The following is a 14,738-nucleotide window of genomic DNA, read 5'->3' on the forward strand; positions in this document are numbered from 1 at the left end:
TTGTAGCAGCTCTTTTTATTTTAATTTAGTAAATAAGTACTTTTTAAAACTTATTTAAGAAGTAAAGATTTCAAATGTAAAGGTAAAGATATTACATATAATTAATTAATGCATTACTGTAAAATAACAAATGTAAACGATGTTAAACGCTTTGAAGATGAAAGTTTAACAAACGTATTCTTAGAGATTTAATAACTTTTTAATCATTATTTAAAAAGTAAATATTTCAAATGTAGAAGTAAAGATATTAAATATAACTAACTAATATATTATTGTAAAATGTTCATGAAAACGATTAGTGAAAGTTGAGGTGGTTAGAATTGAGTAATGTATTTTTAGAAATGAAAAATATACATAAAAGATTTCCAGGAGTTTATGCTCTTAAGGGAGCACAGTTGGAAATTAAAAAAGGTGAAGTACATGCTTTATTAGGAGAAAACGGTGCTGGAAAATCAACTTTAATGAAAATACTTGGGGGAGTTCATACACAGGATGAAGGTCAAATATTTGTTGAAGGAGTTGATTGTGGAGTTATTAATCCAACTAAAGCTGCACAATTAGGTATTGGATTTGTTCATCAGGAGCTAAATCTAGCAGAGACATTGACGGTTGCAGAAAATGTTTATATGGGAAGACTACCATATAAAAATGAAGCCTTGGGTATTGTTGACTACAAGAAATTACACGAAGATACAGATTCTATAATAAAAAAATTAGGAATAGATATAAAAGCTACTGACCTAGTTATGCAGCTTCCAACTGCAAAGAAACAGATGGTAGAAATAGCAAAGGCAATAAGTTTAAATGCAAAAGCGATTATTTTTGATGAACCGACAACATCGTTATCTCAGAAGGACGTTGAAAACCTTTTTAAAGTTATAAAAACACTAAAAAATGAAGGTGTTGCAGCAATATATATATCACATAGATTAAAAGAGGTTTTTGATATTTGTGATAGAGCTACAGTACTCAGAGATGGTACTTATATTGAAAGCTGTGAACTAGAAGGGATAACTCAGGAAAGACTTATAAATATGATGGTAGGAAGAGATTTGACAGAGCTATTTCCTAAGGAGATTTTTGAGCCTAAAGAATACGTTTTAGAAGTAGAAAATATTAGTGATAATGTTGGTAGAGTTAAGAATGTTAGTTTGAAAGCAAGAAAAGGTGAAATTTTAGGACTAGCTGGTTTGGTTGGATCAGGTAGAACAGAACTTATGAGGCTTGTATTTGGCGCTGATAAAATAAGTGAAGGTAAGATAAGAATCAATGGGAAGGAAGTTAAGATTAATTCACCTATGGATGCAATCAATAATGGTATCTGCCTTTTAACAGAAGATAGGAAGAGCCAAGGATTATCTCTAGTAATGAGTGTGCTTGATAATATAACTTTAACTAACTTAAAAGATTTTGTGTTAAATCATAAAAAGTTAAGGGAAACTGGAGAAAGATTTAAGGATGCACTTGAGATTAAAACAGCAAATCTTGATGTTATGGCAGGAACATTATCAGGTGGAAATCAACAAAAATTAATACTAGCTAAGTGGTTAAATACGGACTCGGAAATATTTATTTTTGATGAGCCAACTAAAGGAATAGACGTTGGTACTAAAGCTGAAATATATCACATAATGAATGATCTAGTTAGAAAGGGCAAAGTAGTTATAATGGTGTCTTCTGAATTACCTGAATTATTAGGTATGTCAGATAGAATATATGTTATGTGTGAAGGAAAACTCACTGGAGAACTTAGCAGAGAAGAAGCGACACAAGAAAAGATTATGAAATTAGCTACGCTTGGAGGGATTAATAAAGATGAATCAAACAATTAATAATAAAATTGTGCAAGAAGAAGGTATTAAGATGAAAAAGGAAGGGTTTAATATTAAAAACTTATTTCTCAAATATTCAATCTATCTAGTACTTGTAGTGCTTATTTTAGTATTCTCAATAGCAAGCCCGGACTTTTTGGGAGCAGCAAATGCTTCAAATTTCTTAAGACAGATTCCTACAGTGGGAATTTTAACTGTTGCTATTACTATGGTAATAATAACTGGAGGTGTTGATCTTTCCATTGGTGCAATAGCTGCATTTTCTGGATGTACAGTAGCCTATCTATCTGTAAAAGGGGTTAGCGTACCAGTTTCTTTACTTGCTGGGTTATTAGTAGGTGCAGTTTGGGGATTATTTAATGGAGTATTAATTACAAAATTTAAATTAGAATCTTTTATACTTACTATGGGTACAAGTTATTTAATAAGAGGATTAATACTATTTTTTACAAATGGGATTTATATTAAGGGTGTTCCGGATTGGTTCTATAATATTTCTAACACAGAAGTTGGAATATCAATAATACACACTAACACTATAGTATTCATCATAATAGTATTAGTAATGGCTTACTTAATGAAAAATACAAGATTTGGTAGATACTGTTATGTGGTTGGATCAAACAAGGAAGCAGGAAGATTATCAGGAATAAATGTAAACAAGCATGTTATAAAGGTATATGCAATAGAAGGTGTTTTAGCTGCAATAGCTGGTATATTACTAATGTCTAGTATAAATGTTGGTGCTCCAAGTGAAATAAATGGTCCAGATCTATTTGCAATGGCTGGTGCAATCATGGGTGGAGTACAATTCGGTGGAGGAGTAGGAACTATCGGTGGAGCTATGGTAGGAATATTTACTATACAAGTATTCCAAAGTGGATTAGCAATCCTTGGAATTAACTCATTCTTACAACAAGCTGTAACAGGAGCTGTTATTGTACTTGCTATAGTTGTTGACTTCTACAGAAAAGGAAGTTTATTTAAGAAAAAAGGCTAATCATAAAAAGTCGTTTGAGCGTAATTTGGTAGACTTGAGGCTTAAGTGTTTACTACTGAATAAGGCTTAAAATATAAAAACATATCTAAAAAATTGGAATTACGGAAGGGGAAAAATTATGAAGAAGAAAATAATTGCTTTATTATCAACAGTGCTTATTGTTGGTAGCTTAGCAGGGTGTGGAACAAAGACACAAGCAGGGGGAACAGCAAGTACAAGTGGAAAAAAGGTTATTTATTTTATTCCAATAGTTGATACAGGAGCTTACTGGTCACCTATGAAGAAAGCAGCCGAGGATGAGGCTAAGGCATTAGGATATGATTTAGTAGTTAAAACTTCACCACCAAATGAAACACAAAAGAACGAAAAGCATATAGGATTCCTTGACGAAGCTATAAAGAATAAAGCAGCAGGAATAGCTATTGCTCCAATGGATCCAGATATGTTTGATAAGAAGGTTAAGGAAGCAAATGATAAGGGAATTCCAGTAGTAACTTTTGATGCTGATGTAAAGACAAAAGAAAATAGAACATCTTATATAGGAACAGACAATAAGCTAGCAGGAGAACAACTTGGTGAAAATGGTGCTAAAGCTTTAAAGGAAAAGGGAATCACAAAAGGTAAAATTGCAATGGCAGCAGTAAACTTAACTCAAACAACTATGACATATAGACAAGATGGAATAAAATCTGGATTTGAAAAAGTTATGGGAGCAGATGCTAAGAATTTTGAGTGGTTAGAACCAATCCAAGATAATGACCAATCAGCAGAATCTAAAAGACAATTAGAAGGACAAATAACTTCAAATCCTGATATGGTAGCTGTATTCTCATTAGGATCAGAAGGACCAGATACAGGTGTAATGGAAGCAATAAAATCTCAAGGTAAATCAGGAAGTATCTATCACTTTGGTTTTGACTATACTCCAACTTGGGAAAATGGTGTAAGTAGCAATTTAATATCAGGAATTGTTGACCAAGATTCTTATACAATAGGTAAAACTATAATTGATACTTTAGATAAGAAAATAAAAGGTGAAAAAGTTGATGATGTTTATCCAGTACCAGTTAAATGGGTAACTCCAGATAAAATTGTTGAATACGGAAAAGAAAAACAAAAGCAATTTACAACAGAAACTAAATAATAATTAAATACAAATAAAATTAATAAGGGCTAACTCAAATGATTAATGTATTCAAATTTACTTTAGTATATTTTCAAATTGAGTTACCCTTTTTATTGCTATTTAATTAAATAACTATACATATTAATTGGTAATTGGGAATGATTTATAAGTGATTTAAGATACATATGAAAATCAAGCTTTGAACTAAAGGTTACAAGGAGGTTTAGAGGATGAATTTTGGGAATAATTTTAGTGTAGGTAAAAGATTGGTAATTTCATACACGCTATTATTTATAATTATAACATCGGTAGGAGTCATAGGTTTAAAGAGTTTAAGTAAAGTTAATAATGCATCAGATAGTATGTACAATACAGATCTTGTATCTATAGATGTTTTACATAGATTAAACGCAAATTCATTGGAAATAAATAATAACATATTAAGCCTAATTTATGATAGAGATGAATTAATGATAAAAAAATTAAATGATGACATTTCAAAAGGATTTGAACAAGGAAATATACTTATAGATGAATATAGAGGGTTAAATTTAGATGAATATCAAGAGAATGAGCTTGTAAATTATAATGAAATTTATAAGGATTATAAGGAAAAAAGTGATTCGTTGCTAAAGCTTGTAAAGGAAAATAATTATGATGAAGCTATACTAGATTATCGAAATTTATCAGTATCACGAAGCAAGGTTGCAGCATCACTAACTAAATTATTAGAGTATAGCTCGATTAAGGCAAAGAATGAGAATATTAACAATGCTGATTTATACAGTAAGGTAGAGATACAAATATTAACTTTTATAATAGCAGGATTGATGCTTACTATAGTTTTAGGATATGCAATGACTAGAAATATGATAGTACCTTTAAAGAAGATAAAGAATTATGCGAATAATCTTGCGCAGTATAATTTTTCAGAGGAAATTATACTTAAGGGAAAAGATGAATTTGCACAAACAGGAGACGCTCTTAATATAGCATTGAAAAATGTAAGGGAACTTATTAGGACAATCCTAGATAACTCAACAGAACTATCAGCATCATCTGAGGAATTAGCTGCATCTGTTCATGAAATAAGCTCAAAGCTTTCTTTTATAAATGAATCGACAGATGAAATAGCAGTAGGAGCTGAGCAGACGAGTTCATCAACCGAGAAATTTGTTTTATCTATTCAAAAGATTAATGAAAATATAAATAATCTAGCTGGAATAGTAAATCAAGAGCTTAAAAAATCAGTAGATATAAAAACTAAATCAAGTAGCATGATGGAAAAAAGCGAAGATTCCATACAATTATCCAGAAAGATATATGAGGAGAAAAATAAAAAAATTAAAGATGCTATAGAGAGGGGAAAGGTAGTTAAAGAAATAGAAGTTTTAAGTGAATCTATAGTAAGCATTGCTTCAGAGACTAACCTTTTAGCCTTAAATGCAAGAATAGAGGCAGCAAGAGCGGGAGAAATGGGAAAAGGTTTATCAGTTGTTGCAGATGAAGTTGGAAAGCTAGCAGAAGAATCTATTACTACTGTAAGTGGTATTCATGGAATTATAGAAGAAATAAAAAATGTATTTGAATATTTATCAGAAAATTCAAAAGGAATTTTAAAGTATATAGAACAAAACGTAAACGATGATTATGAGTTTATGATAGAATCTAGTAAAAGTTATGAAAATGATGCTAGATTTATAAATGAAATGTCTGAGGAAATTGCTATCATGGTAAAGGCAATAAATTCAAATATTGATAATGTAGATAGTACAATGAGAGAGTTTTCAAGTAATATAGAGAAATCTAAAAATAATTCTAATGAAATATTAGATAGTATAAATGAAGTAACCAAAGAAGTAGAGCAAATTTCCTTTAATACGCAGAATCAAAGTGAATTAACAGTAAAATTGAATGAGGTCATTAATAGATTTACTATATAGATGAGTTGTGTTAAAAGAGAGTTTTGGTTTTATTGAAATATAAAGTATATTTATATTTTAAGAGGAATTTGAAGACTTGCAGTAAAAGCATAATACAGATATAGTTAAAGAAGGAAAATTTAAATGATTGATCATCATCGACCTAATTATCAGTTTTTTTGGGGAGGGATAATTATTAAAAAAGTAATTTTATTTCCTATAATTTTAATATTTTTAGTTAGTTTAAATGGCTGTTCTTTAGATAAAAAAAATGACACAGAAAATAAAGAAAAAATAACATTAACAATGTGGCATATATGGTCACAAACTACAATGGATGCTAATGGAAGGATAATTCAGGATACGGTGGAAGAATGGAATAAGGCTAATCCTAATGTCCAAATTAAAGTTGAGGCTGTAGAAAATGAAAGATATAAAGCAAAAATAAAGACAGCATTTGCCGTAAACGAGTTACCTGATATATTTTATTCTTGGGGAGGTGGCTTTAGTAAGCCATTCATAGAATCTGGAAAGGTATTAAATCTTAATGAATATATAGATGAAGATACAAAAGATAAGATTAATAAAGATATGCTTAATAATGTAACCTATAATAACAACATATATGGATTACCAATGACTTTATCAGTTGGAACATTTTATTGTAATACAAAGCTCTTTTCACAAGCAAATATTAAAGTGCCAGAAAATTATGATGAATTCCTAGATGCAGTAAAAGCTTTTAGGAATAAAGGTATAACACCTCTTTTAGTAGGTGAAAAAGACAATTGGACAGGAATTCTCTATTATGATATCTTAGCGTTACGGGAAGGTGGAATAGGTGGAGTCAGTGATCCGCATGTAGGTGCCAATAAAAGTGATACAATATTAAAAGCTGCATATAGATTAAAGGAATTAATAGATTCAAAAGCTTTTAATGAATCAAATATGGAGCTTACAAGAGATGAATCTGAGATCTTATTTAAACAAGGAAAAATTCCTATGTATTATACAGGAAACTGGTTCATTGGTGAGATAGGGAATATGGATCCGTCTATAAAGGACAATGTAATCGTTAAGAAATTCCCGGTAGTTAAAGAGGGAGATGGGAATGATAAAGAATTTTTGGGTGGAGCAGTGGATCACTTAATGGTAAGTAATAATACAAAATATAAAAAAGAAGCTGTTGATGCGGCAAAATTTATAGCTGAAAGAATATCAAAAAGATATTTTGAATTTGGTTCAGGGCTTCCAGCGTGGAAATACACTGATGATAAGAGCAATGTAAATAAATTATCTAAGGAATTAGAGACATTAACAGAGAATGCATCATATAGCTTATACGGAGATATTTACTTAGGAGAAGAAAAGGGAAACAAAGAGAAGGAGCTAGTTAGTAAGCTATTTAAAGGACAAATAAGTCCTGAAGACTTCACAAAGGAAATGGTGAAAATAGAATGATGAGGATATGATTAAATGTATAATAAATTTTTTATATTAAAGAATTTGAAGGATAAATATTTAAATTCAAAAATAAGTATAAAGATTATTGTATATTTTTCAATAATTTTTGTGCTTTCAACAGTCATACTTACCTTTGCATATAAGAAAATAAATTCTATTTATAATATAGAAAAAATGAAACAAAGTTCAGTTGAGGTTTTGGAAAGTGCAGAAACTAATACGAGCATGATAATTGATAATGTTAATAACGTATCAAAGATGATTATATCAAGTGACAATGTTCAAAATACATTAAAGAGAGTTCAGGAAGAAGGGACTGCCTATGATAATATTAGTAATTATCTGATACAATTCACTAATTTTAGCTCTAATATATCTTCAATATATGTATTAGATAACTATGGCAATAAGTATTATTCTGAAAATGTCTTTTATAAGGATTTTCAGATGGATAAGATTAAAAATTCTGAATGGTATAATGAATTACTAGAGGGTAAGGGTAAATATATACTAAGATTAAATGGCGGAGGATTTTTTGAGGGTTATGGTAATAATTATGTATCCCTCATAAGAGAAATAAATGATATAAATACTGGTGAAAAAATTGGTTTGATAATTATAAACATGAACGAGAATGCATTCTATAATTTAAGTTTGAAGCTAAATAATCAATATGGAACAAAATTGATTATAAAGAATGATAAAGATGAATTGATAACAGGTTCAGAGGTTGACTCTAAAATACTAAGTAGAATAAAAAATTATAATGATTCTAAATCAAAAGTGTTTTTTTTAGAGGAAAAAATACAAGATAAAGATTATATAATATCAAATCTTAAAAATTCAGACTATAACTGGAATCTGACGACTGTGGCAGAATACAATGAATCTCCGGAGCAAACAAAGTATACTAATTATTTTCTTTTGTGTTTTAGTATAATAAATTTCCTATTAATTATTATTGGGTCTATAGTAATATCTAAATTTATAACAATGCCTTTAAAGAAGCTTAGTGAATCAATGAAGGGGATTCAAAGTGGAGAGTTTAATATTGTTAATATAAAAACGTACAACGACGAAGTAGGAGAATTAAAAAAGGGATATAACATTGCAATTTCTCAAATTAATTTACTTTTGGATAAAATACGTAAAGATGAAAAGATAAAAAGGCAAAATGAATTGAATTTGTTAATGTCACAAATAAAGCCTCACTTTCTATACAATACGTTTGATACTATTAATTCTTTAGCTCTACTCGGAAAAAATAAAACAATATATGAAATGATAAAAGCCTTGGGTAAATTCTATAGAACAAGCTTAAATAATGGAAAAGATATTATTACTGTAAAAGAAGAAATAAATACGGTAAAAAGCTATCTGATAATTCAAAATATAAGATATGAGGATATGTTTGAGGTTGAATATGATTTAGATCCACGATGCGACGATTTTAAGATAATAAAATTAGTATTACAACCGCTAGTTGAAAATGCTATTTATCATGGAATTAGAAGCAGCAAGAATAAAGGAAAGATAAGAATATCTACCTTTCAAGAGGAAGAAAAAGTTATATTAATGCTAGAAGATAATGGGAATGGCATGGAGGAATCACAAGTTAGAAATATAAACGAAAATAAAACTACTGGCATTGGAGTAAGAACTACAAAGGAAAGATTAAGAGTGTTCTATGGAGACGAGCACGAATTTATTGTTGAAAGCAAAAAAAATGTTGGTACCAGAATAACTATTAAGATGCCTAGAATTAAGAAATAGATTAAGTTTTCTAACGAATATTCTAAAGGGAAGTGGATTATTTTATGGATAACATTATAAAAGTTATGATAATTGATGATGAACATCTTATAAGGGATCTAATAAAAAATTGCATTGATTGGAATGAAATTGGCATGGAGATAGTAGCTGAAGCTTCTAATGCAGTTGAGGGATTGAATCTAATAAATAAAGAAAAGCCAGATATTATTTTAACAGATATAAATATGCCTGTAACAGATGGATTGGATATGAGTAAAAGTATATTAGAAAGGTATCCAGATATAAAAGTTATTGTAATTACAGGTTACAATGAATTTGAATATGCTAAAAGAAGTATAAAGATTGGTGTGAATGATTTTATTCTTAAGCCTATAGATGAAGATGAATTAAGAAATTCAGTTTTAAAGCTAAAAGACGAGATTCAAGATGAATATCTAAAGAAAAAAGAATATAAGGATATTAAAGAAAAGATGGTTGTATACAATAATATAATAAATCTAAATGATGCTAATGAAACTGAGGATAAAAATTTAAGTATAGAACAAATTAAAAAATTTATAGTGAAAAATATATCTAATCGAGATTTATCTTTAAAACTGGTAGCTGAATATTTTTATGTTAATCCAAGTTACCTAAGCAGAATTTTTAAGGAAAAAACTGATGAGACTTTTTCAGAATATATTGTAAATACTAAAGTAAAGATAGTTACTGAAATGCTCAAGAACCCTAATGCGAAGGCTTATGAAATCTCAAAAAAAATTGGTATCGATGATCCTAACTATTTTAGCAATTGGTTTAAGAAGTGTACTGGTCTATCAATCAAAGAATATAAAAAACAAAAGTCATGAATTTACAAGAGTATAGATATATGTAGTAGAAATGTAGGAATATGTAGTTTGTAAAAATTAGATATTCTTACATTTCTTTTTTTGGTATATTTAAGTTTCAATAGCCTGAAATCAACACATAGATAATAAAGAATATAAAGTAGAAAGTTATAATTTTCACTATAATGTTAATGTTCATTAATTAATGAATATAAAATAATTCACAAGAATAAAAAATTTAAAGTCACAGATAATAAAATAAGTTATGAATGATTAGTCTATGTTTAATGCAGTTACGCATTTAAACAATAAAGCAAGAAAAAGGAGAATAAAAATGTTTAAGGAATTCAAAGAATTTGCTATGAAAGGAAACATGGTTAGTCTAGCGATAGGTGTTGTTATTGGTGGAGCTTTTAGCAAAATTGTTACATCTTTAGTTAATGATATTATAATGCCACTAGTTGGCTTATTGATGGGAAGAGTTGATTTCTCTAATTTATTTTTTACTTTAGGAAGTGGAAATTTTAAAACTGTTCAAGAAGCTAAAGATGCAGGAGTGGCTACAGTTAACTATGGAATATTTATAAATAACATAATAGATTTTCTGATTGTAGCATTCTCAATTTTTATTATTATACAGCAAATAAGCAAACTTACTAAGAAAAAGGGAGAAAATATTGTTCCTAATAAGAAAAAATGTAAATACTGCTACACCGAAATTAATTCGCAGGCAACAAGATGTCCTAATTGTACGTCAGAATTGAAAGAAAATTAGATAAATGAGATGGTGTATAAATACAGAAAAATGAAAGAAAATTTTTTTTATATTTCATATTTGTGAAAAAAAATAGCTTGCAGGCATAGTGAGAATTATGTAAAGATTCATAGAAAAGATAAATAATATGTATCATTTAACGTCAAATATGTTATAATCAATATATTAATTTTTTAATGAACAAAATTTGTATTATGACAACTTATGAGTTATAAAAATTGCATAATTGGTTTCTAACAACTAACACATGCATTAAAAGATAATTCATATGAAATAAAAATAATAAGCATTGAAGGAGTTGTATTTTAATTGGGGAAAAAATTTAAAAGAGTACTGGTTGCAAACAGAGGCGAAATAGCAATAAGAATTTTCAGAGCTTGTCATGAACTTGGAATAAGAACTGTGGCTATATACACAGAAGAAGATAAGTTTGCTCTTTTTAGAACTAAGGCTCATGAAGCATATCAAATTGGAAAGAATAAGGGGCCAGTTGAAGCTTATTTAAACATTGACGAAATAATAAATCTTGCATTAAAAAAACATGTAGACGCTATCCATCCAGGATATGGATTTTTATCTGAAAATCCAGACTTTGCTAGAAGATGTGAAGAAGCTGGTATAGAATTCATAGGTCCAAAATCAGAAATGATGGAAAAATTGGGGGATAAAATTAAATCAAAAATAGTAGCTAAAGAAGTTGGCGTTCCAGTAATACCAGGGGTAGAAAAACCTATATCTTCTGAAGAAGAAGCAATTGAAATTGCAAAAATATGTGGTTTTCCTGTAATGATAAAAGCTGCTGCCGGTGGTGGTGGTAGAGGAATGAGAATAGTAAGAAGCGAAAATGAGCTTCTACCTTCTTTTAGAAATGCTAAGAATGAAGCAAAAAAAGCTTTTGGTAATGATGATATGTTCATTGAGAAATATATAGAAGGACCAAAGCATATTGAAATACAAGTGCTTGGAGATAAGTATGGTAACATAGTACATCTTTATGAAAGAGACTGCTCTATTCAAAGAAGACACCAAAAGGTTATCGAAATTGCTCCAGCATTATCATTAACACAAGAAAAAAGAGAAGAAATCTGCGTAGATGCACTTAAAATAGCTAAATCTGTAGGTTATAGAAGTGCAGGAACTCTAGAGTTCTTAGTTGATATGCACGGAAATCATTACTTTATAGAAATGAATCCAAGAATCCAGGTTGAACATACAATTACTGAAATGGTCACTGGAATTGATATAGTTCAAAGCCAGATTTTAATAGCAGAAGGCTATGAGTTAGGCTCTGCAGAAGTAGGTATACACTCTCAAGACGATATACAGCCAAGAGGATATGCAATCCAATGTAGAATAACTACAGAAGATCCTGCAAATAATTTTTCACCAGACACAGGTAAAATTGATGTTTACAGAACAGGATCAGGTTTTGGTATCAGACTTGATGGAGGAAATGGATATAGTGGCGCAGTAATAAGCCCATATTATGACAGTTTACTTGTAAAGAGCACTGCATATGCAAGAACTTTTGATGATGCTGTTAGAAAATCCATACGTGCAATCAAGGAGCTTACAATTTCAGGGGTTAAAACTAATGTAGACTTTTTAATTAATGTGTTAAATAATGAAACCTTCAAAAAAGGTGAATGTGATACTAACTTTATATCAAATAATCCACAATTATTTGATATAAGGCCTAGAAGTGATGAAGAATACAGAGTATTAAAGTTCATTGGTGAAAAGATCGTAAATGAAACTAAGGGTACTAAGAAAGAATATGACGTGCCAGATATTCCAGCTATAGCATCTTTAGAAGGCTTAAGCGGAACTAAGCAGATTTTAGATGCAGAAGGTCCAGAAGGTGTAGTTAAATGGATAAAAAATCAAAATAAGCTGCTTCTTACAGACACAACTATGAGAGATGCTCAGCAGTCTTTAATGGCTACTCGTGTTAGAACCCAGGACATGAAGAATATTGCAAAGGCAACAGCAGTTTTTGGAAATGATTTATTCTCACTTGAAATGTGGGGAGGAGCTACTTTTGATACTGCTTATAGATTCTTAAAGGAATCTCCATGGAAGAGACTTGAATCGTTAAGAAAGAGAATTCCAAACGTAATGTTCCAAATGCTTGTTAGAGGAGCAAATGGTGTAGGTTATAAGAATTATCCAGATAATGTTATAAGAGAATTTATAAAAGAATCAGCTGACAGCGGAATAGATGTATTTAGAATTTTTGATTCTCTTAACTGGTTAAAGGGCATAGAGGTATCTTTAGAGGAAGTATTAAAATGCAATAAGGTAGCTGAAGTAGCATTATGCTATACTGGAGATATTTTAGATGAAAAAAGAGATAAATATAGCTTAGAGTACTATGTAAATAAAGCTAAGGAAATTGAAAAAATGGGAGCTCATATTCTTGCAATAAAGGATATGTCAGCACTACTTAAACCTTATGCAGCTAAGAAGCTTATAACTGCATTAAAGAATGAAGTTTCGATCCCTATTCATCTTCATACTCATGATACTACTGGTAATGGTGTTGCTACAGTATTAATGGCAGCAGATGCAGGAGTTGATATTGTTGATACAACTTTCAATGGAATGTCAGGACTTACAAGTCAGCCGGCTTTAAACTCAGTTGTTGCTGCTCTTCGTAATACAGATAGAGATACAGGTATTAATTTAAGCGGAATTCAAAAGATATCTGATTATTGGGATACAGTAAGACCAGTATACAGCCAGTTTGAATCAGACTTAAAATCAGGAAGTGCTGAAATTTATAAATTTGAAATACCTGGTGGACAATATTCAAACTTAAAGCCACAAGTTGAGAGCTTTGGTCTTGGACATAGATTTAATGATGTAAAATACATGTATAAAGATGTAAATGATATGCTTGGAGACATAATCAAGGTTACTCCATCATCAAAAATGGTTGGAGATTTAGCTATCTTCATGGTTAAGAATGATTTAACTCCTGAAAATATAGTTGAAAAAGCTAAGAATATGGCCTTTCCAGATTCTGTAGTTTCATATTTCAAAGGAATGATGGGTCAGCCAGAAGGCGGTTTCCCTAAGGATTTACAAGAAATTGTATTAAAAGGAGAAGAGGCTATAACTGTTAGACCAGGTGAATTATTACCACCAGAAGACTTTGGAAAGATTGAAACATACTTAAAAGAAAAGTATAAGTTCACACCATGCAAAAAAGACGTAATAAGTTATGCATTATATCCAGATGTATTTGAAGCATATATAAAATCTATATTAGAGTACGGTGACGTAAGCCGTATGGGCAGTGATGTATTCTTCCATGGACTTGCAGAGGGAGAAACCAGTGAAATTGAAATAGCAGAAGGAAAGACCATGATTGTCCAACTGGTTAAAATCGGAGATCTTGATGCTGAAGGAAATAGAACCTTAGATTTCGAAATCAATGGAAATAGAAGAGAAATTAAAATAAAAGATAAAACTGAGAGAATTATCAGTAATTCAGGTAAGGATGATTCATCTAAGATGGCTGATCCTGATAATAAGCTAGAAGTTGGAGCTAGTATCCCAGGAACCATAATCAAGGTGCTTGTAAAAGAAGGAGACGGTGTAAAAGAAGGAGATAGTTTACTTGTGGTAGAAGCAATGAAGATGGAAACAAATATTGTTGCATCTAGTGCAGGAACTATTGAATCTGTTTTAGTAAGTGAAGGACAACAAGTTAAAACAGGTGAATTATTAGTAAAACTTAAATAATAAGCATATATAAATAGCCCTATAAGATAGTTTATAGGGCTATTTATAGTGGATGGAATATTAATTATACAGAAAGTGACAAGCTCAAAATATAATATAAATATGAAATAAGAAATAGGGTGATTTACTGATTTTTATCTTAACTAGAATATGTATTAATATGATAAATTTATTATATTATGTAGAAATTTCGTTGAGTATTAGTAGAATTTAAAATATAATGATAATATGATTAACTTACAAAGCATATTAAATTTAATGGTTATTTT

General features: G+C 29.9%; 9 protein-coding genes. All 9 read left to right on the top strand.

Annotation, left to right across the window (positions count from 1 at the left end; translation table 11 throughout):
* Positions 1–320: 320 nt before the first annotated feature.
* The 9 genes from L1S46_RS11450 (at position 321) to L1S46_RS11490 (ending at position 14,469) form a co-directional block, all read left to right on the top strand.
* A complete protein-coding gene (locus tag L1S46_RS11450) occupies positions 321–1,832 on the top strand; it encodes a sugar ABC transporter ATP-binding protein (RefSeq protein WP_012061118.1) in 1,512 nt (503 codons plus the stop codon).
* Positions 1,816–2,832, top strand: coding sequence for an ABC transporter permease (locus L1S46_RS11455; RefSeq protein ID WP_012061117.1), 1,017 nt, complete (start codon positions 1,816–1,818; stop codon positions 2,830–2,832). Before L1S46_RS11450 ends, L1S46_RS11455 begins: the two co-directional genes overlap by 17 nt.
* Before the next feature lie 118 nt (positions 2,833–2,950).
* On the top strand, positions 2,951–3,976 hold the full coding sequence (locus L1S46_RS11460) for a sugar ABC transporter substrate-binding protein (protein ID WP_238900060.1): 1,026 nt from the start codon (positions 2,951–2,953) through the stop codon (positions 3,974–3,976).
* A gap of 212 nt (positions 3,977–4,188) precedes the next feature.
* Positions 4,189–5,901 carry a methyl-accepting chemotaxis protein gene (locus L1S46_RS11465; protein ID WP_238900061.1) on the top strand — a complete coding sequence of 571 codons (1,713 nt, stop codon included), beginning with the start codon at positions 4,189–4,191 and terminating at the stop codon, positions 5,899–5,901.
* Positions 5,902–6,024: 123 nt separating this feature from the next.
* Positions 6,025–7,341, top strand: a complete 1,317-nt coding sequence (locus tag L1S46_RS11470) for an extracellular solute-binding protein (protein ID WP_023974913.1) — start codon at positions 6,025–6,027, stop codon at positions 7,339–7,341.
* Between the two features lie 15 nt (positions 7,342–7,356).
* The gene (locus tag L1S46_RS11475) at positions 7,357–9,117 is read left to right on the top strand and encodes a sensor histidine kinase (RefSeq protein WP_041900559.1); all 1,761 of its coding nucleotides are present in this window, start codon (positions 7,357–7,359) and stop codon (positions 9,115–9,117) included.
* Between the two features lie 44 nt (positions 9,118–9,161).
* A complete protein-coding gene (locus L1S46_RS11480) occupies positions 9,162–9,965 on the top strand; it encodes a response regulator (RefSeq protein WP_012061112.1) in 804 nt (267 codons plus the stop codon).
* Between the two features lie 313 nt (positions 9,966–10,278).
* Positions 10,279–10,719, top strand: a complete 441-nt coding sequence (gene mscL, locus L1S46_RS11485) for a large conductance mechanosensitive channel protein MscL (RefSeq protein ID WP_238900062.1) — start codon at positions 10,279–10,281, stop codon at positions 10,717–10,719.
* Between the two features lie 309 nt (positions 10,720–11,028).
* Positions 11,029–14,469 carry a pyruvate carboxylase gene (locus L1S46_RS11490; RefSeq protein ID WP_077829451.1) on the top strand — a complete coding sequence of 1,147 codons (3,441 nt, stop codon included), beginning with the start codon at positions 11,029–11,031 and terminating at the stop codon, positions 14,467–14,469.
* Positions 14,470–14,738 lie beyond the last annotated feature (269 nt).

Source organism: Clostridium sp. YIM B02500, assembly GCF_022324665.1.
In the GTDB taxonomy this organism is placed as follows: Bacteria; Bacillota; Clostridia; order Clostridiales; family Clostridiaceae; genus Clostridium; species Clostridium beijerinckii.